The organism is Plantactinospora sp. A48, from assembly GCF_055793945.1.
Genome location: NZ_JBTIXF010000006.1, coordinates 44,204 through 67,514, shown reverse-complemented (window position 1 = coordinate 67,514; position 23,311 = coordinate 44,204). Strand labels below are relative to the sequence as shown.

General features: G+C 73.0%; 22 protein-coding genes and 1 pseudogene. 8 read left to right on the top strand and 15 right to left on the bottom strand.

Annotation, left to right across the window (positions count from 1 at the left end):
• Nucleotides 1–3: 3 nt before the first annotated feature.
• From ACXN5W_RS05365 to rimO, 5 genes are all read right to left on the bottom strand, one after another.
• Nucleotides 4–870, bottom strand: coding sequence for a PspA/IM30 family protein (locus ACXN5W_RS05365; protein ID WP_473157019.1), 867 nt, complete (start codon nt 868–870; stop codon nt 4–6).
• A 233-nt stretch (nt 871–1,103) separates the two neighbouring features.
• The gene (locus ACXN5W_RS05360) at nt 1,104–1,610 is read right to left on the bottom strand and encodes a helix-turn-helix domain-containing protein (RefSeq protein ID WP_473157018.1); all 507 of its coding nucleotides are present in this window, start codon (nt 1,608–1,610) and stop codon (nt 1,104–1,106) included.
• Nucleotides 1,611–1,848: 238 nt separating this feature from the next.
• Nucleotides 1,849–2,367 (bottom strand): CinA family protein, encoded by a 519-nt coding sequence (locus ACXN5W_RS05355; protein ID WP_473157017.1) that lies wholly within the window; start codon nt 2,365–2,367, stop codon nt 1,849–1,851.
• A 28-nt stretch (nt 2,368–2,395) separates the two neighbouring features.
• Nucleotides 2,396–3,049, bottom strand: a complete 654-nt coding sequence (pgsA, locus tag ACXN5W_RS05350; RefSeq protein WP_473157016.1) for a CDP-diacylglycerol--glycerol-3-phosphate 3-phosphatidyltransferase — start codon at nt 3,047–3,049, stop codon at nt 2,396–2,398.
• Between the two features lie 23 nt (nt 3,050–3,072).
• Nucleotides 3,073–4,605 carry a 30S ribosomal protein S12 methylthiotransferase RimO gene (rimO, locus tag ACXN5W_RS05345; RefSeq protein ID WP_473157015.1) on the bottom strand — a complete coding sequence of 511 codons (1,533 nt, stop codon included), beginning with the start codon at nt 4,603–4,605 and terminating at the stop codon, nt 3,073–3,075.
• 117 nt (nt 4,606–4,722) lie between these two features.
• On the opposite strand from rimO, the gene ACXN5W_RS05340 reads away from it, so the two are divergent.
• Nucleotides 4,723–5,037 (top strand): DMT family transporter, encoded by a 315-nt coding sequence (locus tag ACXN5W_RS05340; RefSeq protein ID WP_473157014.1) that lies wholly within the window; start codon nt 4,723–4,725, stop codon nt 5,035–5,037.
• Between the two features lie 51 nt (nt 5,038–5,088).
• Here ACXN5W_RS05340 and ACXN5W_RS05335 read toward each other — a convergent pair whose 3' ends face one another.
• The gene (locus ACXN5W_RS05335) at nt 5,089–7,575 is read right to left on the bottom strand and encodes an FtsK/SpoIIIE family DNA translocase (protein ID WP_473157013.1); all 2,487 of its coding nucleotides are present in this window, start codon (nt 7,573–7,575) and stop codon (nt 5,089–5,091) included.
• A 4-nt stretch (nt 7,576–7,579) separates the two neighbouring features.
• Nucleotides 7,580–8,929 carry an FAD-dependent monooxygenase gene (locus tag ACXN5W_RS05330; protein WP_473157012.1) on the bottom strand — a complete coding sequence of 450 codons (1,350 nt, stop codon included), beginning with the start codon at nt 8,927–8,929 and terminating at the stop codon, nt 7,580–7,582.
• 224 nt (nt 8,930–9,153) lie between these two features.
• On the opposite strand from ACXN5W_RS05330, the gene ACXN5W_RS05325 reads away from it, so the two are divergent.
• Entirely contained in the window at nt 9,154–10,173 is a 1,020-nt protein-coding gene (locus ACXN5W_RS05325) for a TetR/AcrR family transcriptional regulator C-terminal domain-containing protein (RefSeq protein ID WP_473157011.1), read from the top strand.
• Between the two features lie 112 nt (nt 10,174–10,285).
• Here the strand turns inward: ACXN5W_RS05325 and ACXN5W_RS05320 are convergent, their stop codons facing one another.
• From ACXN5W_RS05320 to dapA, 3 genes are all read right to left on the bottom strand, one after another.
• Entirely contained in the window at nt 10,286–10,519 is a 234-nt protein-coding gene (locus ACXN5W_RS05320) for a hypothetical protein (RefSeq protein ID WP_473157010.1), read from the bottom strand.
• 278 nt (nt 10,520–10,797) lie between these two features.
• Entirely contained in the window at nt 10,798–12,486 is a 1,689-nt protein-coding gene (locus ACXN5W_RS05315) for a ribonuclease J (protein WP_473157009.1), read from the bottom strand.
• A gap of 31 nt (nt 12,487–12,517) precedes the next feature.
• Entirely contained in the window at nt 12,518–13,444 is a 927-nt protein-coding gene (dapA, locus tag ACXN5W_RS05310) for a 4-hydroxy-tetrahydrodipicolinate synthase (RefSeq protein WP_473157008.1), read from the bottom strand.
• A 184-nt stretch (nt 13,445–13,628) separates the two neighbouring features.
• Here dapA and ACXN5W_RS05305 point away from each other — a divergent pair, with 184 nt between their 5' ends.
• From ACXN5W_RS05305 to ACXN5W_RS05290, 4 genes and pseudogenes are all read left to right on the top strand, one after another.
• Nucleotides 13,629–14,144, top strand: coding sequence for a hypothetical protein (locus tag ACXN5W_RS05305; RefSeq protein WP_473157007.1), 516 nt, complete (start codon nt 13,629–13,631; stop codon nt 14,142–14,144).
• A gap of 150 nt (nt 14,145–14,294) precedes the next feature.
• Complete coding sequence (locus ACXN5W_RS05300; RefSeq protein WP_473157006.1) at nt 14,295–15,092, top strand: DUF4097 family beta strand repeat-containing protein; 798 nt, start codon at nt 14,295–14,297, stop codon at nt 15,090–15,092.
• A gap of 220 nt (nt 15,093–15,312) precedes the next feature.
• A pseudogene (locus tag ACXN5W_RS05295) lies at nt 15,313–15,879 on the top strand (MFS transporter); the annotation flags it as partial.
• A 55-nt stretch (nt 15,880–15,934) separates the two neighbouring features.
• Entirely contained in the window at nt 15,935–16,423 is a 489-nt protein-coding gene (locus ACXN5W_RS05290) for a hypothetical protein (RefSeq protein ID WP_473157088.1), read from the top strand.
• Here ACXN5W_RS05290 and ACXN5W_RS05285 read toward each other — a convergent pair.
• Nucleotides 16,414–16,968: a DUF2752 domain-containing protein gene (locus ACXN5W_RS05285; protein ID WP_473157005.1), complete on the bottom strand. Its 555-nt coding sequence runs from the start codon at nt 16,966–16,968 to the stop codon at nt 16,414–16,416. The genes ACXN5W_RS05290 and ACXN5W_RS05285 overlap by 10 nt on opposite strands.
• 29 nt (nt 16,969–16,997) lie before the next feature.
• Nucleotides 16,998–18,230, bottom strand: a complete 1,233-nt coding sequence (locus tag ACXN5W_RS05280; RefSeq protein WP_473157004.1) for a winged helix-turn-helix domain-containing protein — start codon at nt 18,228–18,230, stop codon at nt 16,998–17,000.
• Nucleotides 18,231–18,438: 208 nt separating this feature from the next.
• Here ACXN5W_RS05280 and ACXN5W_RS05275 point away from each other — a divergent pair, with 208 nt between their 5' ends.
• Nucleotides 18,439–18,993 (top strand): GNAT family N-acetyltransferase, encoded by a 555-nt coding sequence (locus tag ACXN5W_RS05275; RefSeq protein WP_473157003.1) that lies wholly within the window; start codon nt 18,439–18,441, stop codon nt 18,991–18,993.
• On the opposite strand, the gene ACXN5W_RS05270 is transcribed toward ACXN5W_RS05275, so the two are convergent.
• Nucleotides 18,886–20,325 carry a glycosyltransferase 87 family protein gene (locus ACXN5W_RS05270; RefSeq protein ID WP_473157002.1) on the bottom strand — a complete coding sequence of 480 codons (1,440 nt, stop codon included), beginning with the start codon at nt 20,323–20,325 and terminating at the stop codon, nt 18,886–18,888. The genes ACXN5W_RS05275 and ACXN5W_RS05270 overlap by 108 nt on opposite strands.
• 35 nt (nt 20,326–20,360) lie before the next feature.
• Here ACXN5W_RS05270 and ACXN5W_RS05265 point away from each other — a divergent pair, with 35 nt between their 5' ends.
• Nucleotides 20,361–20,942: a GNAT family N-acetyltransferase gene (locus tag ACXN5W_RS05265; protein WP_473157001.1), complete on the top strand. Its 582-nt coding sequence runs from the start codon at nt 20,361–20,363 to the stop codon at nt 20,940–20,942.
• A gap of 111 nt (nt 20,943–21,053) precedes the next feature.
• Here ACXN5W_RS05265 and dapB read toward each other — a convergent pair whose 3' ends face one another.
• Both dapB and ACXN5W_RS05255 read right to left on the bottom strand, forming a co-directional pair.
• On the bottom strand, nt 21,054–21,809 hold the full coding sequence (dapB, locus tag ACXN5W_RS05260) for a 4-hydroxy-tetrahydrodipicolinate reductase (protein ID WP_473157000.1): 756 nt from the start codon (nt 21,807–21,809) through the stop codon (nt 21,054–21,056).
• 124 nt (nt 21,810–21,933) lie between these two features.
• Complete coding sequence (locus ACXN5W_RS05255) at nt 21,934–23,298, bottom strand: M16 family metallopeptidase (RefSeq protein ID WP_473156999.1); 1,365 nt, start codon at nt 23,296–23,298, stop codon at nt 21,934–21,936.
• Nucleotides 23,299–23,311 lie beyond the last annotated feature (13 nt).

The window sequence follows — 23,311 nt, the reverse complement described above, 5'->3', positions numbered from 1 at the left end:
GGCTCAGCTCGCGGTGCTGGCGTCGCCGCCAGCGGCCTTGTCCCGGGCCATGCTGGCCCGGATCTCGTCGAGCCGGGCGACCGAGGCGCGATCGGCGCCCGACTCGGTCTGGCCGAGCGCCGGCTTGTCGGTGCCGCCGGTCAGCCGCTCGCCGGTCATGCCGGCCCGGATCTGCTCCAGCCGGGACTCCCCGGCCAGGTCGAGGCTCGACTTCTGGATCTCCAGCATGCGGCCCTCGACCGAGTTGCTGGCCAGCTCCGCGCGGCCCATCGCGGTCGCGTACCGACCCTCGATCTTCTCCCGGACCTCGTCCAGCGACGGGGTGTTGCCGGGCGCGGCGAGCGACGACATCGACTCCAGCGAACGGGCCACCGACTCCTGCATCTTGGCCTGCTCGAGCTGGCTCAGCAGCTTCGTCCGCTCGGCCAGCTTCTGCTGGAGGATCATCGAGTTGTTCTCGACCGCCTTGCGGGCCTGGCCGGCCGCGTTCAGCGCCTGGTCGTGCAGGGTCTTGAGGTCCTCTGCCTGCTGTTCGGCCGAGACGAGCTGGGTGGCCAGGGTCTGGGCCGACTGCTCGTACTTCTGCGCCTCGGACTCGTCGCCGCCGGCGCGGGCCTTGTCGGCCAGCACCAACGCCTGCCGGGCCATGGCCTGAAGTCGCTCCACCTCGGCGATGTTCCGGGACAGCCGCATCTCCAGCTGACGCTGGTTGCCGATCACCGCGGCGGCCTGCTGGACCAGGGCCTGGTGCTGCCGCTGGGCGTCCTCGATGGCCTGCTGGATCTGCACCTTCGGGTCGGCGTACTCATCGATCTTGGCACCGAACAGCGCCATCAGGTAGCGCCAGCCCTTGACGAACGGGTTCGCCATCTCCCCGGTATCCCCTCACGCATCGTCGCTCGCCTCGACCGCGCCGGTCGAGCCCCGACCGGACAGCCAGGAACCGCGCGGACCGCCTCCATCGTCCCAGTCGCGCGCCACTGATGGCAGGGGACCGGCGGGCGAAGTTGACGCGACTCCGGTATCGGGAGATCAACCCTACGCCGTCGGCACGACGCCCAGCCAGGCCGGTACGCCCCAGACCGGGCGCTGGACCTGCCCGGTCACGCCGCGCAGACCACGTCCCGGTCGCGTTCCGGACCAGGCACCCGACGCGGAGCGCGCAGGGTGGCCTTGAGCGGGAACTCCGGGCTCACCGAGAGCGGCAACCGGCCGTCCGAGCTGACCGTCCGAACCGGTGTCTCGGCGGCGGCGCGGGCCGCGACCTCGGTCCGGGCCGGGCGGGCCGCGCTGGCAGCGGCGGCGGGCTGGTCCGGAACCGACACCGGCACCTCGGCGGGACGTTCGCGGACCGGCAGCAGGACCCCCGGCACCTGCTCGGCGAGGGCCAGGGTGTCGCTGACCTCACCCAGCACCTCGGAGAGCCGGGCACCGAGCGCGTCGCAGATCGCGGCCAGCAGTTCGCTGGACGCCTCCTTCTGCCCGCGTTCGATCTCCGAGAGATAGCCCAGACTGACGTTGGCCGCGGTGGACACCTCGCGCAGGGTCCGGTGCTGACCCTGCCGGCGCGCACGTAGTGCGTCACCGATGACTCGGCGCAGCAGGACCATCGCACCTCCCCATCACGCGGGACACTTCCTGGTTCCACCACACGGCGGTCCGGGCGGTGGACCCGAGCCCCGCGGCGGAGCCGGGAGCTTGCCCGCAACCGTACCCGCTGCGGGCCCGGACGACATCCCACCCCGCCCGCCACGCCGGATCGCCGCCCACCGTGGTGAGCCGATGCGAGCGGCACGCCGGGGACGGCCCGGCCGTTCCACCAGCCTCAACACGGCCGGGCCGGGTGGGTCAGCGGATCGACGGCTCGCCCGCCACGGCGTGCAACTCGTCGGTGAGCAGGTGCAGGGCCTCGGCGACCGCGGCGTTGCGGATGGCCGCCCGGCCGCCGGACAGCTCCAACCGGCGTACGGCTGACCCCGCCGGGCCGGCGACGGCGACGTACACCTCACCCACCGGGTGGCCGTCCTGGGGTTCCGGGCCGGCCACCCCGGTCGTCGCGACACCCCAGTCGGCGTCACACCGCCCCCGGCATCCCTCGGCGAGGGCCACGGCCACATCGGGATCGATCGGTCCGCGCGCGGCGAGCAGGTCCGGCGGTACGTCCGCCAGCCGCTCCTTGAGGTCTGTGGCGTAGACCACGAGGCCGCCCCGGTAGACGGCGCTCACCCCGGCGATCTCCACGATCGTCGCGGCCAGCAGTCCGCCGGTCAGCGACTCGGCGGTGGCCAGCGTCTGTCCGCGCTCGACGAGCAGATGCACGGCCGCCGCCGCCGCGCTGCCGGAACCCGGGTCTGTGCCGGTGGTCATCCAGTTCTCCTCCGCCGCGCTCACCGGCTCAGGCCGCCCTGCGCAATCGGGCAGCCCGCACCAGATAGTCCAAACCAGTTACAACCGTCACAATAACGGCCGCTGCCATGATCCAGCCACCGACGCCGGAGACGACGGCCGGTACCGGCCAGAGGTACCAGACGATGGCCAGGATCTGCAGGGCGGTCTTCGCCTTGCCGCCCCGGCTCGCCGCGATGACTCCGTAGCGGATCACCCAGAACCGGATGAGGGTCACGCCCAGTTCCCGGACCAGCACCACGATCGTCACCCACCAGGGCAGCCGGTCGTACCAGGAGAGCAGCAGCAGCGCGGCGCCGGTCAGCGCCTTGTCCGCGATCGGGTCCGCCACCTTGCCGAACGAGGTGACCAGCCCGAACCGGCGGGCGATCCAACCGTCCACCAGATCGGTCGTGGAGGCGACCACGAAGGTCAGGGTGGCCGCGACCCGCCATCCCGGCTGGACCAGCGCGGAGCAGGCCACCAGGACGACGAAGACCGGCACCAGCACGATCCGCAGCGCGGTCAGGGCGTTGGCGGCGTTCACCACCGGTACGGGCGGCACGACCCGCGGCTCGGCGTCGGCCGGTACGGGGTCCGGGGCCCGCGCGGGACCGGCCGGATCGGCGGCGACCCAGTCCGTCCGCCCGCTCCCCTCGGTCATTCCGTTCCCCCCGCTCCGGCCCGTCACCCGGCCGCCGAGATCATGCTGATCGGCTCGGCCACCAGGTCCACCCCCTCCGTACCGGTGACCCTGGCTCTGACCAGGTCACCGGGACGCAGCGCGGCCAGGTCGGCGGCACCGTCCGGCGCCACCAGGGTGGTCGAGCCGTCGACCTCCGGCGCCTGATGGGCGGCCCGGCCCTCCACGATCCCGTCGGCCACCGAGTCCACCAGCACCTCCACGGTGGAGCCCAGCCGTTCCTCGGCCCGCTGCGAGCACAGTTCGTCGGCCAGCCGCGTCAGCCGGTCGTACCGCCGCCGGACCGTCGCGGCCGAGACCTTGCCGGCCAACCCGGCGGCCTCGGTGCCGTCCTCGTCGCTGTAGTCGAACACGCCGATGGCATCCAGCCGGGCCTCGGTGAGGAACCGGACCAGCTCGTCGACGTCACCCCGGGTCTCCCCCGGGAAACCCACGATGAAGTTGCTCCGCGCCCCGGCGTCCGGTGCCAGCGCGCGGGCCGAGCCGAGCAGGTCCAGGAAGCGCTCGGTGGAGCCGAACCGGCGCATCCGGCGCAGCACCGGCTCGCTGGAGTGCTGGAACGACAGATCGAAGTACGGCGCCACCCCGGGGGTGCCGGCGATGGCCTCCACCAGACCCGGCCGGGTCTCCGCCGGCTGTAGGTAGCTCACCCGCACCCGGACGATCCCGGGGGTGGCGGCGAGCTGCGGCAGCAGCTTCTCCAGCGCCCGAGGATCACCCAGGTCCTTGCCGTACGAGGTGGAGTTCTCGCTGACCAGCACCAACTCCCGGACACCGGTACCGGCCAGCCACTCGGCCTCGGCGAGCAACTCGTCCGGGGTACGTGAGACGAAGGCACCGCGGAAGGCGGGGATCGCGCAGAAGGCGCACCGCCGGTCGCAGCCGCTGGCCAGTTTGAGTGAGGCGACCGGTCCGGTGCCGAGCCGGCGGCGCAGCACCGGACGCAGATGCGCGGGAGTGTGCTCGTCGGCGTACGACGCGGCCGGCCCACCGGCGGGAGCCGGCGTGGTTGATCCGGCGCCGTGACCCGGAACGACGACGCCGGTGCCGCGCCGGGAGACCGGGGTCAGCGGCAGCAGCTCACGACGGTCCCGGGGAACGTGCGAGTCCACCCGCTCACCGGCGAGCACCGAGCCCAGCCGGGCCGAGATGTCCGGGTAGTCATCGAAGCCCAGCACCGCCTGGGCCTCGGGCATGCTGTCGGCCAGCTCCCGCCCGTACCGCTCCGCCATGCAGCCGGCGGCCACCACCTTGGCGCCGGAGCCGGCGGCCGCGAGCAGGGTCTGGATCGACTCCTGCTTGGCCTTCTCCACGAAGCCGCAGGTGTTGACCAGCACCACGTCGGCGCGCTCGCCGTCGGTGGTCACCTCCCAGCCGTCGGCGTCCAGCCGGGCGGCCAGTTCCTCCGAGTCGACCTCGTTCCGGGCGCAGCCCAGGGTGAGCAGGGCGACCCGACGGCCGTCGGTGCCGGATGCGGGGCTGGCGCTGCGCGCGGAGGGGGAGGTGGCGGACACCATCCGAGCCTACCGGGCCGGTCGTCGGCCCCGCCGACCACGCCGACCACGCCGGACCCGCCCAACGCACCGGCGCCGTTGATCGTCTACAGCGACAATCGACTTGGAGGTGGTCCCGTAATGGCATGGATCGTTCTGGTGCTGTCCGGGCTCCTGGAGACGGCCTGGGCGGTTTCCCTGGACCGTAGTCAGGGGTTCACCCGGCCGGTGCCCTCGGTGATCTTCCTGGTGACCGTGATCGGCAGCATGCTCGGGCTCGGGTACGCGCTGCGGGAGATCCCGGTCGGCACCGGCTACGCCGTCTGGGTCGGCATCGGGGCGGTGGGCACCGCCACGGTCGGCATGCTGGCGCTCGGCGAGTCGACGAGCCTGCCCCGGCTACTCTGCCTGCTGCTCGTGGTAGCCGGCGTGGTCGGCCTCAAGATCTTCCACTGATCGGAAGGCTCGTCGCTTCGGGGTCAGCACATCGGGGTCCGGCGGTGGAGATCAGGCGTCGACGCCGCGGACCCCGGCCAGGGCCTCCGCCAGCTCGTCCGGTTTGACCAGCACGTCCCGGGCCTTGGAGCCCTCCGACGGCCCGACGATGCCCCGGGTCTCCATCAGGTCCATCAGCCGACCCGCCTTGGCGAAACCCACCCGCAGTTTGCGCTGGAGCATCGAGGTCGAACCGAACTGTGAGGTGACCACCAGCTCGATGGCCTGGACCAGCAGCTCCAGGTCGTCGCCGATGTCCTCGTCGATCTTCTTCCTGCTCTCCTGGGCCACCGTCAGCACGTCCGGCCGGAACTCCGGCTCGCGCTGGTTCCGGCAGAACTTGACGATCGCCTCGATCTCCTTCTCGGAGACCCAGGCGCCCTGGATGCGGGTCGGCTTGGAGGCGCCCATCGGCAGGAACAGGCCGTCGCCCCGGCCGATCAGCTTCTCGGCGCCGGGCTGGTCGAGGATGACCCGGGAGTCGGCCAGGGACGAGGTCGCGAACGCCAGCCGGGACGGCACGTTGGCCTTGATCAGGCCGGTGACCACGTCCACCGAGGGCCGCTGGGTGGCCAGCACCAGGTGGATGCCGGCCGCGCGGGCGAGCTGGGTGATCCGGACGACCGAGTCCTCCACGTCGCGCGGGGCGACCATCATCAGGTCGGCCAGCTCGTCCACGATGACCAGCAGGTACGGGTACGGGCGGATCTCCCGTTCGCTGCCGGGCGGCGCCTTGATCTCGCCGGCCCGGACCCGCCGGTTGTACTCGTCGATGTGTCGGACCCCGTTGGCGGCCAGGTCGTCGTACCGCATGTCCATCTCGCGGACGACCCACTCCAGCGACTCGGCCGCCTTCTTCGGGTTGGTCACGATGGGCGTGACCAGGTGCGGGATCCCCTCGTACCCGGTCATCTCGACCCGCTTCGGGTCGATCAGCAACAGCCGCACCTCGTCCGGGGTCGCCCGGCTCAGCAGGGACACCAGCAGGGAGTTCAGGCAGGAAGACTTGCCCGCGCCGGTGGCGCCCGCGATGAGGATGTGCGGCATCTTCGCGAGGTTGGCCACCACGTAGCCGCCCTCGATGTCCTTGCCCAGCGCCACCAGCATCGGGTGATGGTCGCTGGTGGCCGCGCGGGAGCGCAGCACGTCGCCGAGGGCCACGTCCTCCCGGTCGGTGTTCGGGATCTCCACCCCGACCGCGCTCTTGCCCGGGATCGGGCTCAGGATCCGCACGTCCGCGGACTTCACCGCGTACGCGATGTTGCGGGAGAGCTGGGTGATCCGCTCGACCTTGACGCCGTGCCCGAGTTCCACCTCGTACCGGGTGACCGTCGGGCCCCGGGTGAACCCGGTGACGGCGGCGTCGATGTTGAACTGGTCGAACACCCCGGTCAGCGCCGCGATGACCTCGTCGTTCGCCCGGCTGCGGGTCTTCGGCGCGCTGCCCTTGCCCAGCATGTTCGGCGGCGGCAGCTGGTAGTCGCCGGAGATCGCGGTGAGGTCGAGCTGCTCGGCCCGGGTCGGCGGCGGGGAGTGGTCGGGCGGTTCCGGTACCCGACGGCTGGCCGGCACCCGGGGGCGACGGGGCAGCTCGATGGTTTCCTGCAACATGCCCGGGTCGACGTCGGCCAGGTCCTCGGGCGGCTCGTCCGGGTCGGTCGGTTCGACGACCCGGCGGGCCGGCCGACGCTTGCGCGCCGGGGCGGCGGTCTCCGCGGCCGACCCGGTCTCCGGTTCGGCCGCGCCGGTACCGGTGACCGCGCCGGCCAGCAGACCCAGCCTTTCCGGGATCTTGTTGATCGGGGTGGCCGTGACCACCAGCAGACCGAAGAGCAGGAGCAGCACCAGCAGCGGTACCGCGACCCAGGCGGTGAAGCCGCGCTCCAGCAGGTCACCGACGCCGGCACCGATCAGCCCACCCGCGTAGTCGCGCTGAGCGTTGTCGATGGGGTGCTGGGCGATGTGCAGCAGCGCGTCGGTGGCGACGATCAACGCCGTCCAGCCGACCAGGCCGCGTCCGCGGTGCTCGTCCTCCGGCGGGACCGGGTGGCGCATCAACCGGTACGCCCCGACCCCCAGCAGCACCGGCAGCACGACCGACACGGCGCCGAGGAACAGCCGGATGGTGTCGGCCAGCCGCGCGCCCAGCGGGCCGGCACCGGAGAACCACACGGCCACCGCGGTCAGGATGGCGAAACCGAGCAGCAGCAACCCGCCGCCGTCCCGGCGGTGTTCCGGGTCGAGGTCGCGGGCCGTGGCCGCCTGCCGGCCGGCGGTCCGGACGGCCCAGCCGACGCCGTGGGCCACGCCCATCCACACGGCACCGATGGCCCGTCCGACGTGGACGGCCGGCGAGGTCCGGGCGGTACGGCTGGGTCGGCGCGCGGCCGGGCGGCCCCGGGCGGGCTGGCGCGACCGGGTGGCCGCGCCGCGCGTGCCCCCGGAACGAGCCGACGACGCGCCGCGTCGGCGACTCGTGGATGAGGTGCGACCGGCCATAGAGTCACAGGGTAGCCGCGCGGTCGGCGGAATCCGCGGTTCTGCGGTCCGTGTCCGACCGCCGATGGGTGCTGCTCGGCGGCGGCACCGGATCCGCCGTCCCAGCCCCGCCGGTCCCAGGCCGGTCCGTTCCAGCCCCGCCGGCCTCAGGCCGGTCCGTCACAGCCTCGTAGTCCGGCAGTGTGATGGCGTCGGCCTTGGCGAACTGCCGGGCCAGGATGTTCCGCATCGGCCAGTGGTGCATCATCCGGGTGCTGGCGTTCCGCGCCGAGATCATCAGCCTGGTCCGCGGGGCGAACGCGCGGACCCCGCCGGGCGGCAGTTCCTGGCCCTGGCTGGCATGGTCCCGGAGCACCTCCTGGTACCTGGCGAACGCCACCGGGTACGCGCCGCCGGCCGCCGCCAGCTCCCCGGCCAGCACGTACGCGCCGACCAGCGCCATGCTGGTACCCATCCCGGTCAGCGGCGAGCCGCTGTATCCCGCGTCGCCGACGAGCGCGACCCGGCCCCGGGACCAGACCGGCACCCGGACCTGGCTGATCGTGTCGAAGTAGAAGTCCGGCGCCGTCCACATCGCCGCGAGCAGCCCAGGCACCCGCCAGCCGACTCCGGCGAACGCCTCGGCCAGGATGCGTCGCTGCTGGTCCGGGTTCCGCCGGTCGTGGCCGAGCGGTGCCGACCTGAAGCTGAGCATCGCCTTCGCGGTGCCGCCGCGCTCGGGCCGCAGCCCGGCCACCCGACCGCCGGGGGCGTTGTACATCAGGAACCAGTGGTCCAGGTCGCCCGGATCGGGCACGGTGAAGTAGGCGGTGTACGCGCCGAGCGGTCGCACGTACCGCTCCTCGGGCCCGAAGGCCAGCCGGCGCACCCCCGAGTACACCCCGTCGGCACCGACCACCAGGTCGAACCGCTGCTGGGCGCCGCTGGCGAACCGCACCCGGACCCCGGTGGCGTCCTCGGTCAGCTCGCTGATCCGGTCCGCGTAGCGGTACTCGACGTGTGGGCGGGTGAGGTCGGACAGGATCCCCGCGAGGTCGCCCCGGGAGATCTCGATCTCCGCCACGATGCCCTCGCCGCCGAACAGCTCGGCCGGCATCCGGGCCACCACCCGGCCGGCGGCGTCCACGTTGGCGTATCCGCGCTCGTCGACCGCCAGCTCCCGCACCCGGGGCATGATCCCCATCCGGTCGACCACCCGGCGGGCGACACCGCGGATGTCGACGGCCTGTCCGCCGGGCCGTGGTCCGGGGCCGGTCTCCACGATGGTCGGGGTGAACCCGTACCGACGCAGCCAGTACGCCAGCGCGGGCCCGGCGATCCCGCCGCCGGAGATGAGAACGGTTCTGACGGCCATGGTTTCCTCCGCTTGTGTACGCTGTACGTCGTGATCAGTACACCGTACGCAGATCCCGCCAGGGACAGCAATCACCGCTGGTCGAGGCCGGCTGGTCGAGGGTTCCGTACTAGTACGGAGGGCGGTACCGGCACGGTCGGTGAAGGCCAACCGAAGGGCATTCTGAGTGAACTGCGTCACGCTGGTGTACTAGGGCACCGGTCGACCCCGGCGGGACCGGGTCGATGAGCCGGCCGGAACCGCCGTACCGGCGCATCGTCGCGGCGATCCACCAGCGGATCGCCGCCGGTGACCTGCGGCCCGGCGATCCGGTGCCGTCCGCCCGGCGGATCGCCCGGGAGTGGTCGGTCGCCATCGCCACCGCCACCAAGGCGCACGCCGCGCTGCGGCAGGCGGGCCTGACCGAGGCGCGACCGGGGATCGGCACCGTGGTCGCCGGTACGCCCTCACGCCCGCCCGGACCGCCTGGATCGGCGGGGCCGCCCGGCACGCCGGGGTCGCCCGGTATCCCGGGGTCGCCCGGGATACCGGGGTCGCCCGGGATACCGGAGCCGTCCCGGCCGGCAGGGGCGACCGGCGCCGTTCCCGAGCCCGGCCCGGAGCTGAGCCGGGAGCGGATCGTGGCCGTGGCGGTGGCCGTCGCGGACGCCAACGGCCTGGCCGAGTTGTCGATGCGCCGGGTCGCGACCGAGCTGGGCGTCGCCACCATGTCGCTGTACCGGTACGTGGACGGGAAGGAGGAACTGATCCTGCACATGGTCGACCGCGCGCTCGGCGACGAACCGCTGCCACCGCCGACGGCCGGCGGCTGGCGGCCGGAGCTGGAGCGGATCGTCCGGGCCGAGTGGGCGGCGTTCCGCCGGCATCCGTGGCTGGCCTCGGCCATGTCGCTGACCCGCCCGCAGCTCGCGCCGAACGCCATGGTGCTGGCCGAGCGGGTGCTCCAGACGCTCGGCGCCGCCGGCCTGGACCTGGAGGGGCAGTTGTACGTCCACGTGACGCTGTTCAGCTTCGTCCGGGGGGTGGCGGCGGGGCTGGAGTCGGAGACCGAGGCGCGACGGGAGACCGGCATCACCGAGGACGAATGGATGGACGGCCAGCAGCCCCGGCTGCGGGAGTTGGCCGACGCCGGATCGCCGCTGTTGCGGATGGCGCTGAACAGCGACTTCGACTTCGACCTGGAGCGGCTGTTCGAGTTCGGCCTGGCCCGGCTGCTCGACGGGCTGGCCACCTACCTGGGCTGACCGGACCTGGGCTGACCGGACCTGGGCTGACCGGACCTGGGCTGACCGGACCCGCCCGGCGCGGACTCCGAAACGGCGCGGACCCCCGCCCCGCGCGGGAGTGGCGACGCCGTCAGCGCCGGGGGAACTGCCGGCGTACCCGGGTGCTGGGAACGGCGGGTCCGTCCGGGATGCCGGTGTCGGCGTCGGCCGGTACCGTGGCCGCCTGCGTCGGCACGGTGGCGCGGGGCGCCGGCCGGTCGTCGGCCAGCGCCGGGATCGTCATGGCCGCCGCGGTCAGCAGGCCCGCCACGGCCAGCAGCCCGGCCGCGGTCACCCCGCCGAGGATCACCCGTCTGCGGTCCATCGTCGACTCCCTCCGGTCACCCTGGGGTCTCTGGCGGGAGTACGACGGTGGCCCGCTCGGCGGACGGGCCGAGGCGGCGTGAGGAGCATCACGGTACGCGGACTGAACCGCTGGACGGTCCCGTCCGTACCCGCCCCTGACGGAGCCGTACAGCGACCCGGGCGGAGCCGTACCCAGGTGGCTGAGCGACCCGACGAAGGCGGTCCGCAGCGTCCTGCGGGCGGGTCTGGCCCGGCGTCTCGGACCTCGACGCCGGGACTCGGACCAGGACCTCGGGCTCAGACCTCGACGACGGTGGGGACGATCATCGGCCGGCGCCGGTACGCGTCGTTCACCCACCGCCCGACGGTACGGCGGACGATCTGCTGCAACTGGTGCGGATCGGCGATGCCGTCGGCCGCCGCCCGGCCCAGCGCCTCGGTGATCAACGGGATGACCGGGTTGAAGGCGTCCGGGTCGTCGGAGAAGCCCTTGGCCGAGATCGTCGGTCCGCCCACCACCTTGCCGGTGACCGAGTCGACGACCACGGTGGCCGAGATGAAACCGCCGTCGCCGAGGATCCGCCGCTCGGTGAGCAGCGACTCCCCCACGTCGCCGACCGCCAGGCCGTCCACGTAGACGTACCGGCTGCGCACGTGGCCGACCACGGCCGCGCGACCCTCGACGAGATCGACGACGTCGCCGTCCTCGCAGATCACCACCCGGTCCGGCGCGACCCCGGAGTCCACGCCCAGCCGGGCGTGGGCCCGCAGGTGGCGCCACTCGCCGTGGACCGGCATCAGGTTGCTCGGGCGGGTCACGTTGAGCAGGTAGAGCAGTTCTCCCGCCGGCGCGTGCCCGGAGACGTGCACCTTCGCGACGTCCTTGTGGATCACGTTGGCGCCGGCCCGGGAGAGCCGGTTGATCACCCGGTAGACCGCCGTCTCGTTGCCCGGCACCAGCGAACTGGCCAGCACCACCGTGTCGCCCGAGGCGATGGTGATGTGCCGGTGGTCGCCGTTCGCCATCCGGCCGAGCGCGCTCATCGGCTCGCCCTGCGAGCCGGTGGACATCAGCACGATCCGCTCGGGCGGCAACGCGGTGGCCTCGTCGAGGCCGACCACCAGGCCGGGCGGGATCCGCAGCAGGCCGAGATCCCGGGCGATGCCCATGTTGCGGACCATCGACCGGCCGATCAACGCCACCTTCCGGCCGTGCTCGTTGGCGGAGTCGAGCACCTGCTGCACCCGGTGCACGTGCGAGGCGAACGACGCCACGATGATCCGGCCGGTGGCCTTGGCGAAGATCGAGTCAAGCACCGGGCCGATCTCCCGCTCGGGCGTCACGAAGCCCGGGATCTCGGCGTTCGTGGAGTCCGACAGCAGCAGGTCGACGCCCTCGGCACCGAGTCGGGCGAAGCCGGCCAGGTCGGTGATCCGGCCGTCCAGCGGCAACTGGTCCATCTTGAAGTCACCGGTGTGCAGCACCAGCCCGGCCGGCGTCCGGATCGCCACCGCCAGCGCGTCCGGGATGGAGTGGTTGACCGCGAAGAACTCGCACTCGAACGGGCCGAGCCGCTCCCGGCCGCCCTCCCGGACGGTCAGCGTGTACGGCTCGATCCGCCGCTCGGCGAGTTTCGCCTCGACCAGCGACAGGGTGAACTGCGAGCCGACCAGCGGGATGTCCGGCTTGTGGGCCAGCAGGTAGGGCACGGCGCCGATGTGGTCCTCGTGGCCGTGGGTCAGCACGATGGCCTGCACGTCGGCCAGCCGATCGAGGATCGGGGTGAAGTCCGGCAGGATCAGGTCGACGCCCGGCTGCTCCACGTCGGGGAACAGCACTCCGCAGTCCACCACGAGCAGCTTGCCGTCGTACTCGAAGACCGTCATGTTCCGGCCGATGGCACCGAGGCCGCCGAGCGGGGTGATCCGCAGGCCTCCCTCGGGCAGCGGTGGGGGCAGTTCCTGGTCGTTGTGTGTCACGGTCATTCGATCGCTCCGAGGGATGGGTTCGGCACGGTCATGCCGGCAGGTCCAGACCGGCGTCCGCGCAGTCCTGCCGCAGCTGTGCCAGCTCGATTTCCGTCGCGTCCACCAGCGGCGGCCGGACCGGACCGGCGGGCAGTCCGGTGGCGGCCATGGCGGCCTTGACCAGGATCGTGCCCTGGGTCCGGAAGATGCCGGTGTAGAGCGGCAGGAGCCGCCGGTGCAGCGTCCGGGCGGTCTCCACCTCGCCCCGCTCGTACGCCTCGATCAGCTGCTTGGTGAGCGCGCCGGTGAGGTGGGTCGAGGTGCCGACCACCCCGACGGCGCCCACCGACAGCAGCGGCAGGGTCAGCGCGTCATCACCTGAGTAGTACGCCAGGTCGGTCCGGCTGGTCACCCAGGAGGTCCCGGTCAGGTCGCCCTTGGCGTCCTTGACCGCGACGATCCGGGGATGTTCGGCCAGCCGGACCAGCGTCTCGGTGGTGATCGGGGTGCCGGTGCGGCCGGGGATGTCGTACAGCATCACGGGCAGCCCGGCGGCGTCGGCCACGGCCGTGAAGTGCCGCAGCAGGCCGGCCTGCGGTGGCCGGTTGTAGTACGGCGTGACCACGAGCAGGCCGCTGGCGCCGGCCTTCTCGGCCGCTGTCGCCAGCTCGATGGTGTGTCGGGTGTCGTTGGTGCCCACCCCGGCGACCACCCGCGCCCGGTCACCGACCGCCTCGACCACGGCCCGGACGAGTCGCTCCTTCTCGCCGTCCGTCGTGGTGGGTGACTCGCCCGTGGTGCCGTTGATCACCAGGGCGTCATTGGCCTGCTCGTCCACGAGGTAGGCGGCGAGTCGGGCCGCTCCGTCGAGATCCAGCGCGCCGTCCGGGGTGAACGGACTGACCATGGCGGTGAGTAGCCGCCCGAACGGGCGGGTGCCCGTCCCGCCGGCACGGTCCGCGTGGTGCTGCGTCATACCGACAACCTATCGGACCCGACACCGCCGCTGACGGGGGAAGGTACGGGGATCCGGCGGGACCGGTTCCGGATGTCCGGCGTACGCCTCTGACGGCACGATGCCAGCATCGTGACGTCATCCATCCGATGAACCGCCACCATTTCCTCTTGTAATGACGTCAGGATGGTGCCATAGTGACGTCATGGACCTGGCACCCTACGTCGAATCACTCCGGCGGGACCTCACCGCGGTGGCCGCCCCGGCCGGCCCGGACACCGCGCGCGCCGCCGACCTGCTCGCCGGCTCACTCGAACCGTCGGTCCGGCTCTGCCTGCTCGAAGTGCTCACCGACGCCTCCGACGAGATCAGCGGCCAGCTCCCGGCCGCCGCCGTCGAGGTCCGGCTGCGGGGTCGGGTGGCCGAACTGGTCGTCACCCACCTGGAACCGGTCGAGCCGGCACCGGCGGTCACCACCCCGGTCGCCGAACCGACCGGTGACGTCACCCGGATCACCCTGCGGCTCGCGGAATCCCTCAAGGACGGGGTCGAACAGGCCGCCGCAGCCGAGGGCGTCTCGGTGAACGCCTGGCTGGTCCGGGCCGTCACCGCCGCCCTGCACGGCCCGCCCACGCCGCCGAGCCCGCCACCACCGCCCGGCTGGCCGGGATCGACGCCGGGACGCCGCTCCCAACGGATCACCGGGTTCGCCCAGGCCTGACGCCCGCACCCGCGACCCAGCAGACCCACCGGACCCAGCAGACCACCCGACCCGTCCAACCCCTCCAACCCCCGACGGCCCGGCGATGCCCGCGCCGCCGCGATCACCCCTGCCCGGACACGGACAGTTGACATCTGACAAGGAGAGATCATGACCGAGTTCCCGGTCGACACCCCGATCACCCTGGACCTGACCGTACCGTCGGGCAAGGTCGAGGTGACCGCCGCCGAGACGAACGTCGCCACCGTCGACGTGCAGCCGTACGACGGCCGCGAGGTCTCCCGCGACCTGGCCGAGCACACCACCGTGGAACTGAACGGCGGCACGTTGAGCATCCGCGCGCCGAAGGAACCGGGGCGGTTCCTCCGGCGCGGCGGCTCCCTGCGGATCCGCGTCACCGTGCCGACCGGCAGTGGCGTCCAGGCGGACATCGCGTCGGCCGACGTGAGCCTGCGGGGAACCTTCACCACCACCATCCTCAGCGGCGCCTCCGCCGACATCGACATCGACGAGGTCACCGGCGACGCGCGGATCAGGACCGCCAGCGGCGACGTCGACCTCGGCCGGGTCGGCGGCAGCCTCAGCGTCGACTGCGCCTCCGGCGACATCACCGTCCGGCACGCCGGCGCGGACACCCGGATCAACACCGCCAGCGGCGACCTGCAGATCCGGGACGCCAACGGGGACCTGCGGGTGAAGACCGCCTCCGGGGACATCCGCATCGACGCCGCGCACCGGGGCAGCCTGGGAATCATCTCCGCCTCCGGTGACGTCCGGATCGGGGTGCCGGCCGGCACGGGGGTCTGGCTGGACCTGAACACGCTGTCCGGCAGCACCCGCAACGGGCTGCACATGAGCCAGGGGAACGTCCCACCGCCCAACGGCCACCAGCTCGGCATCGAGGTACGGACGCTGAGCGGCGACATCGACATCCGGCGGGTGGGCTGACCCATGAGCAGAGCCAAGCGACCGAACCACCGTGAACCCCTGCACCGGACGACCGGGCGGACGACCGCCGGCCGGTGCCCGGCCCGGGACGCGGCGTGCCACGGCTGGCCGTCCCGGTGCTGGTGCTCCGGGCCGCCCGAGCTGGCGTACCGGTCGATCTGGTCGGTCCGGTGACGCGGCCCGCCGGCTCCGGACGGCCGGGACCGTCCGGAGCTGCCGGATGACCGCCGCGGCGGCCGGGACGACCCGGTCGCTGTGGCGTAACCGGTCCTTCAACCTGCTGTGGGGCAGCCAGACGCTCTCCGACCTGGGCGCCAGCATCTCCTCCCTGGCGATACCGCTGCTGGTGCTGCACCTCACCGGCTCGCCGATCCAGGCGGGCATCGTCGGTACGGTGCTCCAGATCACCCGCCTGGCCTGCCGGCTGCCCGCCGGGGTGCTGGCCGACCGGATCAACCGGCGACGGGCGCTGCTGACCTGCGACGCGGTACGCCTCGGCGGGTACCTTCTGCTGGGCGTCACGCTGCTCACCGGGCACGCCGGGCTGACGCTGGTGATCGCGGTGGCCGTGCTGGACGCGGCCTGTGGCGTGCTGTTCAACACCGTCGAACACACGGCCCTGCCCAGCGTGGTCGGTCGGGAACAGTTGGCGGACGCGGTGGCCCGCAACGAGGCCCGGGCGTACGGCACCAGCCTGGCCGGGCCACCCCTCGGCGGCCTGCTGTTCGGGCTGGGCCGGTCGCTGCCGTTCCTGGCCGACGCGGTCAGCTACCTGGCGTCGTTCGTGGGCGTCCTGCTGATCCGCGACCCGCTCCAGCAACCCCGTCGAGACGATCGTCGCGGTGGGGGGCCTCGCGGGCGCGGTCGCGGCTCCCGCCCTGCTCCGTCGGCTGCGGCTGCCGGTGCTGGTGATCAGCATCTGCTGGGCCGCCGCCGGCCTGCTGGCGGTCAGCGCGCCGCTGAGCGCCGGGGTCCTCGCCGCCGTGCCGGTGGCGGTGGTCGTGTTCCTCGGCCCGGCCTGCAACTCGGCGCTGTTCGGCTATCAGGCGGCGATCACCCCGGATCGGCTCCAGGGCCGGGTGGTGAGCGTGATCCTGTTCGGCGCCACGTCCATGGCGGCGCTGGCCCCGCTGCTCGCCGGGCTGCTCATCGCCCACCTCGGCGGGCCGGCCGCGCTGCTCGGCTTCGCCCTGCTGGTGGTGGTGTCGGCGGTGACCGCGACAACGAGCCGGGGGATCCGGACCATGCGCCCACTCGCTGGTCCGGCCGACGCTGGCAACGCGGCGGACCCGGCTCAGCCGGTCGACGCGGCCGTCATGGATCAGACGTAGAGGGCCGTGAACGGGGGCCAGGGCAGGTTGCGGGCCACCGAGAAGACCAGCCAGATCGTGAGCATGATGCCGAGCGTGCGCGGACTGACGTGTAGCTTCGGCAGCCGCTTGCCGAAGCTGCGCTCCACCGCCCAACCGAGGTACAGGTAGAGCAGGAACGGCAGGACGAACACCCAGAGCAGATGGTGCCGGGCGGCGGCCGGCACGTCGCCGTGCAGCAGGTACCACATGGCCCGGGTGCCGCCGCAACCCGGACAGTCCAGCCCCGTGGTCAGCTTCAGCAGGCAGGTCGGCGCGGCGTCCGGGTCGCTGGTGGTGGGGCTGCTGATCAGCGTGTAGCCCGCAGCGGCCACCATGCAGCCGAGCGCGGCGACCGGCGCGGTCCAGCGGGGAGCGCGGGCGTGCATCCGCAACACCCACCGGGTCAGCCGGTCGCGCTCCGGGGCCGGTGCGGTCCAACCCGGCGGCACGCCCTGGCCGGTCCAACCCGGCGGCACGGCCTCGGTGGACGTCGGACCGGACGGCGGTCCACCCGCGTGCGTCATCGGCACCTCACCTTGTCGATCGGCTGGACTCACCGTACACCGGCGGATCCGGCCAGGGCGGCGCGCAGCGGGCCGGCCAGGTCCCCGCCGGCTGGCGGCGCCACGGCGCTCAGCCCCAGCCAGCCGGCCAGCCGGTGCAGCTCGGTCGCCAGCGCGCCGGCAGTCTCGGCCGGATCCACGCCCGGCTCCGCCCACGCCGCCGGCACCAGCAGGATCCCCGCCCTGCGGTCGGCCTTGAGATCGACCCGGGCGACGAACCGGTCACCGTGCAGGAAGGGCAGCACGTAGTAGCCGTACACCCGCCGGGGCGCCGGCACGTAGATCTCGATCCGGTAGGTGAACCCGAACAGCCGCTCGGTGCGGGCGCGTTCCCACACCAGCGGGTCGAACGGGCTGACCAGCGTGCTGGCCCGGATCCAGCGCGGCATCCGGGCCTCGGGGTGCAGGTAGGCCGGCTGCCGCCAGCCACGGACCCGGACCGGCAGCAGCTCGCCCGCCTCGACCAGCTCGGCCACCGCCGTCCGGGCGCCGGCCACCGGGAGCCGGAAATAGTCCCGCAACTCCGGCTCCGCGGCCACCCCCAGGCAACGCGCCGCGATGGCCACCAGCCGCCGGTACGCCTCGGCGTCGCTGGGCGTCGGCGCCGCCAGCGCGGCGGCGGGCAGCACGCGTTCCGGCAGGTCGTACCGGCGGGCGAACGAGCCGGTCCGGTCCGCCGCGGTCACCTCACCGGCCCAGAACAGGTATTCCAACGCCTGCTTGACGACCGACCAGTTCCAGCCCCAGTTACCGGTCTGCCGTGGCGCGTCGTGTTCGATCTCGGCGGCCGTGAGCGGCCCACGCGCCGCCACCTCGTCCCGCACCCAGCGCACCAGCTCGGGCTGCTCGGTGACGACCCGGCGCATCCCGCCCCAGGCGTGCTTCTCGGCGGCGGCCATCCGCCAGCGCAGCGCGGCGTGCAACTCGACCGGCACCAGCGACGCCTCGTGGCCCCAGTACTCGAACAACTCGCGCGGCGCCCGGTAGGCCGCCCGGTCGAGCAACTCGGGCGGGTACGGACCGAGCCGGCTGTACAGCGGGAGGTAGTGCGCGCGTTGCAGGACATTCACCGAGTCCATCTGCACCAGACCGGTGCGGCCCAACACCCGGCGCAGGTGGCGCCGGGTGGGCACCCCGCTCGGCGCGGGATCGGCGAAACCCTGGGCCGCCAGCGCGATGCGCCGGGCCTGGGCCACGGAGATTTCCTCGGGTAGTGCTGCCATCGCTTCGGAACGGTAGTCGAACGGTCCGACAGCTTCCCCGCACCCTCCCCCGGATCCGGATCATCGGCGCCCATCGGAGTAGGCGCTGAATCGGGACGCTCATCGGAGTGGGCGCCGGATCGGGACGCTCATCGGAGTGGGCGCTGGATCGGGACGCTCACCGGAGTGGGCGCTGGATCGGCGGGGCGGCTGCGGCTAGAACTGGGAGATGCGGATCATCCGGGCGGAGACTCCCGACGACGCGCCGGCCATCGCCGCCGTACACGTGGCCGCCTGGCGGATCGGTTACGCGGGCATCGTCCCGGACGAGACCCTCGGGTTGCTGAACCCGGTCGCCTGGGCGCAGCGACGTCGGGATCTCGACACCGCCGCACCGGACCACCCGTTCCGGACTCTGCTGGTCGAGGACGCCGACGGCATCGCCGGGTTCACCACCTTCGGGCCGTACCGGATCGAGCAGGACCGGGACCAGCTGGACCACTCGTACGGCGAGATTCTGGCGCTGTACGTGGACCCGGGCCGGTGGGGTGGGGGCATCGGCCGGGCGCTGCTCGGGGCGGCCCGCGCCGGCCTGGCCGAACAGGGCTGGACCGAGTTGCGGCTCTGGGTCCTGGAGGAGAACCGCCGGGCCCGGACCTTCTACGAACACGCGGGCCTAGTCACCGACGGCGAACGGTCGACGTACCAGCTCAAGCGGTCCGGTGGCCGTCCGCCGCTCGGCCTGGCCGAGGTCCGCTACACCGGCCGGATCGGTCCCGGCTGAGCCACCGGCGGACCGCCGGCCCGTCCCGCCGTCGTCCGTGACCTGGAGCGGGGCGACGCCGTGGTCCCGTACCGGCAGCGCGACGAGCAGGGCGAGGCTGGCCCAGACGTACGCGTTGCTGCCGAGGAAACCGGTGAGACCTGCCGAGCCGTCCTCCCACCACCACACCAGGCGGCTGCACAGCAGCAGGTAGAGCACGGCCGCGAACACCAGCAGGCCGGTCCGGCGTCGACGGGGACCCTGCTCCGGACCGGGCTCACCGCGGACGGCGTTGTCGACCAGCAGCACCAGGGCGGGCAGCAGCCAGACCAGGTGGTGAACCCAGGTGACCGGGCTGACCAGGCAACCCACCACGCCGGTCAGGGCGAACCCGGCGGCCTCGTCCCCCACGGCCACCGCGGTCCGGGCACGCCAGGCCCAGACCGCCAGGGCCGCCAGCACCAGGACCAGCCAGGCCAGCCGGTTCGGCGCGGCCGGCTGCAGCCGGGCCACCAGGCCCTGCAACGACTGGTTCGAGATGTACGCGAGCGACCCCACCCGGTCGGTGTTCCACAGCGCCTCGGTCCAGAACACCCGGGAGGCGTCGGGCGCCACGGCACCGGCGCAGACCGTGGCCGCCGCCGCCGTACCGGCCGCCGTCGCGGCCGCCCGGAAGCGCCGGGTGACCAGCAGATAGACGATGAACACCCCGGGCGTCAGCTTGATGGCGGTGGCCAGCCCCACGCCGACCCCCGCCCACCGGTGCCAGCGGACCCCGGCGAGGATCCGACCGGAGACCCGGTTGGAGACCCGATCCGGAAGCCGGTTGGAGACCCGGTCGGGGACGCCGTCCGGGACCCGGTCGGGGACCAGCCAGAGCAGGTCCGCGGCGACCAGGAAGAGCAGCAGCATGTTGACCTGACCGAACAGCACCGTCTCCCGCATCGGCTCGAACGCCGCGGCCAGGCATGCCGCCACGGCCAGGGCGAACCAGGCCGGCCAACCGGCGTACCGGGCGAGCGGGCCGATGAGCCACCACAGCACCAGGCCGGTCGCGACGACCGTGGCCAGCACGCTCCCCACGATGGCCACCGGCCACGGCAGGTACGCCAGGGGCAGCATGGTGAGCGCCGCGAAGGGTGGGTAGGTGAAGCCGTACGTGCTGCTGGGCTTGAGATAGTCGTAGATGTCGCCACCGTCGCGTACCCAGTGGTGGATCGCCCCGGCGTAGACCTTGAGGTCGAAGAAGCCGTGCCGGACGGCCGTCGCGGCGACGAAGACCGCGACCGCCACCGCGAGCAGCGCGACGGCGAGAGCCTGGTTGCGGGTCCGCCCGAGGGCACCCTGCGGCATCGCCGTTTCCTCCGCCCTGCGTAGGCTTGCCGGTCATGGCTACGGGATACGTCCGCCCGGCGCGTCCGGAGGACGCCGGCGAGATCACACGCGTGCAGCTGGCGACCTGGCGGGTCGCCTACCGCCGGCTGCTCCCGAAGCACGTGCTCGACGGGTTGGACGAGGACTTCCTCACCCAACGGTGGCGGGCCGCGATCGAGGCGCCGCCGTCGGACCGGCACCGGGTGCTGGTCGCCATCGAACAGGCCGAACAATCGTATCTGGTGGGTTTCGCGGCATCCGGTCCGGCCGACGAGCAGGCACTCGCCCCGAACGAGCCGGCCGAGGCGGTCGGCCCGGACGTCGCGGCGGTCACCGACCTGCTGGTGGAGCCGCGCTGGGGCCGGCGTGGGCACGGCAGTCGGCTGCTCGCCGCCTCGGTGGATCTGTGGCGCGAGGACGGCTTCGCCTCGGCGGTGGCCTGGGCCTTCGACGGCGACGCCGCGACCCGCCGCTTCCTGGGCAGCGCCGGCTGGGAGCCGGACGGCGCCGCCCGGGGCCTGGACGTCGACGACATGCTGGTCAACCAGCTCCGGCTGCACGTCGCGGTGCCGACCCAGCCGACCCAGCAGGCGTAGCCCGCCAAATTGGCCCAACCGGCCCAGCCGGGTCCGGCCGACCTGGCTCGGCGCGTCCACCGCTTCGGTCGCGCTACGACCGCTCCGCCGCCCGGAGCTGGGGTGAGCCGGTCACAGGAGCGCGTCGAGGCCGACGGTCAGGCCCGGCCGGCGCCGCACCGACCGCACGGCCAGCAGCACCCCGGGCATGAAGGAGACCCGGTCGTACGAGTCGTGCCGGATGGTGAGCGTCTCCCCGGTCGTGCCGAACAGCACCTCCTGGTGCGCCACCAGACCGCTGGCGCGGACGGCGTGTACCCGGACGCCATCGAGGTCGGCGCCCCGCGCGCCCGGCAGCTCGTCACGGGTGGCGTCCGGCATGGGCTCCCGGTCGGCCTCGGCTCGGGCCGCCGCGATGAGCCGGGCGGTGTGCGCGGCGGTCCCCGACGGCGCGTCCAGCTTCTTCGGGTGGTGCTGCTCGATGATCTCGACGGACTCGAAGTACCTGGCGGCCCGCGCCGCGAACTGCATCATCAGCACCGCGCCGATGCCGAAGTTCGGCGCGATCACCACGCCGAGGTCGGGCCGGTCCGCCAGCAGAGCGCGGACCTCGTCCAGCCGTTCCTCGGTGAACCCGCTGGTGCCGACCACCACGTTGATGCCCTGGTCGACACACCAGCGCAGGTTGCCCAGCACCACGTCGGGCGCGGTGAAGTCGACGACCACCTCGGCGCCGGCGTCGGAGACATCGGTCAGCCGGTCGCCCTGGTCGACCGTCGCCACCAGTTCGAGGTCGTCGGCCGCCTCGACGGCCCGGCACACCTCGATGCCCATACGCCCACGCGCCCCCAGCACGCCGACCCGGATCGGTTCACGCTCGTCAGTCACGGGCCACAACCTATCCCAACGCCGGTCCCGCCCCGCGCCGAGCGCCGAACCCGGTCCCGGCGAGCCGGCGAGCCGTGGCCAGGCCGCAGTCGGGCCGTGGTCAGGCGCCGCAGTCGGGCCGTGGTCAGGCCGCGGTGAAGGCGTCGGGGTCGAAGGGGCCGACGACGGCCAGCGACATGGGCTGGGCGAGCAACTCGGCCGCGAGCGCGTTGACCTCGTCCGCCGTGACGGCGTCCACCCGGGTCAGCAGGTCGTCCACAGCCAGCAGATCGCCGTAGAGCAGCTCACCCTTGGCCAGCCGGCTCATCCGGGAACCGGTGTCCTCCAGCCCCAGGACGTACGAGCCCTTGGTCATGCCCTTGCCCCGGGACAGCTCGGCCTCGGTGATGCCGTGCGCCGCCACCTCGGCCAGCTCGTTGCGGGTCAGCGCGAGTACCTCGTCGACCTTGCCCGGTGCACAACCGGCGTAGACCGCGAACAGCCCGCTGTCGGCGTACTGGCTGGCGTACGAGTAGACCGAGTAGGCCAGTCCACGCCGCTCCCGGATCTCCTGGAACAGCCGGCTGGACATGCCGCCGCCGAGGACGTTGTTGAGCACCCCGAGCGCGAACCGCCGCTCGTCGAGCCGGCCGATCCCGGCGCAACCCAGCACCACATGGGCCTGCTCGGTCTCCTTGTGCTGGACCACCGTCACGGCCTGCCGGGTCCGGACGGCCGGCCGGACCGCACGGACCGCGGCCGGTTGGGCCCCGGCGGCGTCCAGCGGGGTCCCGGCGATGGCCTGGCGCACCCGTCGCACCACGGTGGCGTGTTCCAGGTTGCCCGCCGCGGCGATGACGATCGACGGCGGCTGGTACCGGCGCCGGTAGAAGCTCTGGATCTGCCGGCGGCTCATCGGGGAGATGGTCTCCTCGGTGCCCGAGATGAGCCGGCCGAGGGGGTGGTCGCCGTAGACGGCCCGGGCGAACAGGTCGTGTACCTCGTCCCCCGGCTCGTCGTCGTGCATGGCGATCTCTTCGAGGATCACCCCGCGCTCGGTCTCCACGTCGGCCGGGTCGAGCACGGAGTCGGCGACCAGGTCGCACATCACGTCCACCGCGAGCGGCAGGTCGTCGTCGAGCACCCGCGCGTAATAGCAGGTGTATTCCTTCGTGGTGAAGGCGTTGGTCTCGCCGCCCACCGCCTCGATCTCGGCGGAGATGTCCAGCGCGCTGCGCTTGTTGGTGCCCTTGAACAGCAGGTGCTCCAGGAAGTGCGAGACCCCGGCCTGCGCCCCGGTCTCGTCCCGGGAACCGACCGACACCCAGACGCCGAACGACACGCTGCGCATCGCCGGGATCGCTTCGGTGATCACCCGCAGCCCACTGGGCAGCACGGTCCGACGGACCGTGCCACCCAGCGGATCACTGGTCAGGGTACGGGTGACCGCCCGGGCCGGCGCGCTGCCGGACCCGGGGACGGTCGAACCGTCCCGCGACGGAGGGGTCATCGCGGTCTCGCGG

What these genes read in the sequence shown, in the direction of transcription:
- ACXN5W_RS05325 (WP_473157011.1), top strand. Translation starts at nt 9,154, where the DNA reads ATGAGCCGGCCGGAACCGCCGTACCGGCGCATCGTCGCGGCGATCCAC.
- ACXN5W_RS05315 (WP_473157009.1), bottom strand. Translation starts at nt 12,486, where the DNA reads ATGACCGTGACACACAACGACCAGGAACTGCCCCCACCGCTGCCCGAG.
- rimO (WP_473157015.1), bottom strand. Translation starts at nt 4,605, where the DNA reads ATGGTGTCCGCCACCTCCCCCTCCGCGCGCAGCGCCAGCCCCGCATCC.
- pgsA (WP_473157016.1), bottom strand. Translation starts at nt 3,049, where the DNA reads ATGACCGAGGGGAGCGGGCGGACGGACTGGGTCGCCGCCGATCCGGCC.
- ACXN5W_RS05265 (WP_473157001.1), top strand. Translation starts at nt 20,361, where the DNA reads ATGGCTACGGGATACGTCCGCCCGGCGCGTCCGGAGGACGCCGGCGAG.
- ACXN5W_RS05330 (WP_473157012.1), bottom strand. Translation starts at nt 8,929, where the DNA reads ATGGCCGTCAGAACCGTTCTCATCTCCGGCGGCGGGATCGCCGGGCCC.
- ACXN5W_RS05300 (WP_473157006.1), top strand. Translation starts at nt 14,295, where the DNA reads ATGACCGAGTTCCCGGTCGACACCCCGATCACCCTGGACCTGACCGTA.
- ACXN5W_RS05365 (WP_473157019.1), bottom strand. Translation starts at nt 870, where the DNA reads ATGGCGAACCCGTTCGTCAAGGGCTGGCGCTACCTGATGGCGCTGTTC.
- ACXN5W_RS05275 (WP_473157003.1), top strand. Translation starts at nt 18,439, where the DNA reads ATGCGGATCATCCGGGCGGAGACTCCCGACGACGCGCCGGCCATCGCC.
- ACXN5W_RS05320 (WP_473157010.1), bottom strand. Translation starts at nt 10,519, where the DNA reads ATGGACCGCAGACGGGTGATCCTCGGCGGGGTGACCGCGGCCGGGCTG.
- ACXN5W_RS05360 (WP_473157018.1), bottom strand. Translation starts at nt 1,610, where the DNA reads ATGGTCCTGCTGCGCCGAGTCATCGGTGACGCACTACGTGCGCGCCGG.
- ACXN5W_RS05340 (WP_473157014.1), top strand. Translation starts at nt 4,723, where the DNA reads ATGGCATGGATCGTTCTGGTGCTGTCCGGGCTCCTGGAGACGGCCTGG.
- ACXN5W_RS05270 (WP_473157002.1), bottom strand. Translation starts at nt 20,325, where the DNA reads ATGCCGCAGGGTGCCCTCGGGCGGACCCGCAACCAGGCTCTCGCCGTC.
- ACXN5W_RS05285 (WP_473157005.1), bottom strand. Translation starts at nt 16,968, where the DNA reads ATGACGCACGCGGGTGGACCGCCGTCCGGTCCGACGTCCACCGAGGCC.
- ACXN5W_RS05355 (WP_473157017.1), bottom strand. Translation starts at nt 2,367, where the DNA reads ATGACCACCGGCACAGACCCGGGTTCCGGCAGCGCGGCGGCGGCGGCC.
- ACXN5W_RS05305 (WP_473157007.1), top strand. Translation starts at nt 13,629, where the DNA reads ATGGACCTGGCACCCTACGTCGAATCACTCCGGCGGGACCTCACCGCG.
- dapA (WP_473157008.1), bottom strand. Translation starts at nt 13,444, where the DNA reads ATGACGCAGCACCACGCGGACCGTGCCGGCGGGACGGGCACCCGCCCG.
- ACXN5W_RS05255 (WP_473156999.1), bottom strand. Translation starts at nt 23,298, where the DNA reads ATGACCCCTCCGTCGCGGGACGGTTCGACCGTCCCCGGGTCCGGCAGC.
- ACXN5W_RS05335 (WP_473157013.1), bottom strand. Translation starts at nt 7,575, where the DNA reads ATGGCCGGTCGCACCTCATCCACGAGTCGCCGACGCGGCGCGTCGTCG.
- ACXN5W_RS05280 (WP_473157004.1), bottom strand. Translation starts at nt 18,230, where the DNA reads ATGGCAGCACTACCCGAGGAAATCTCCGTGGCCCAGGCCCGGCGCATC.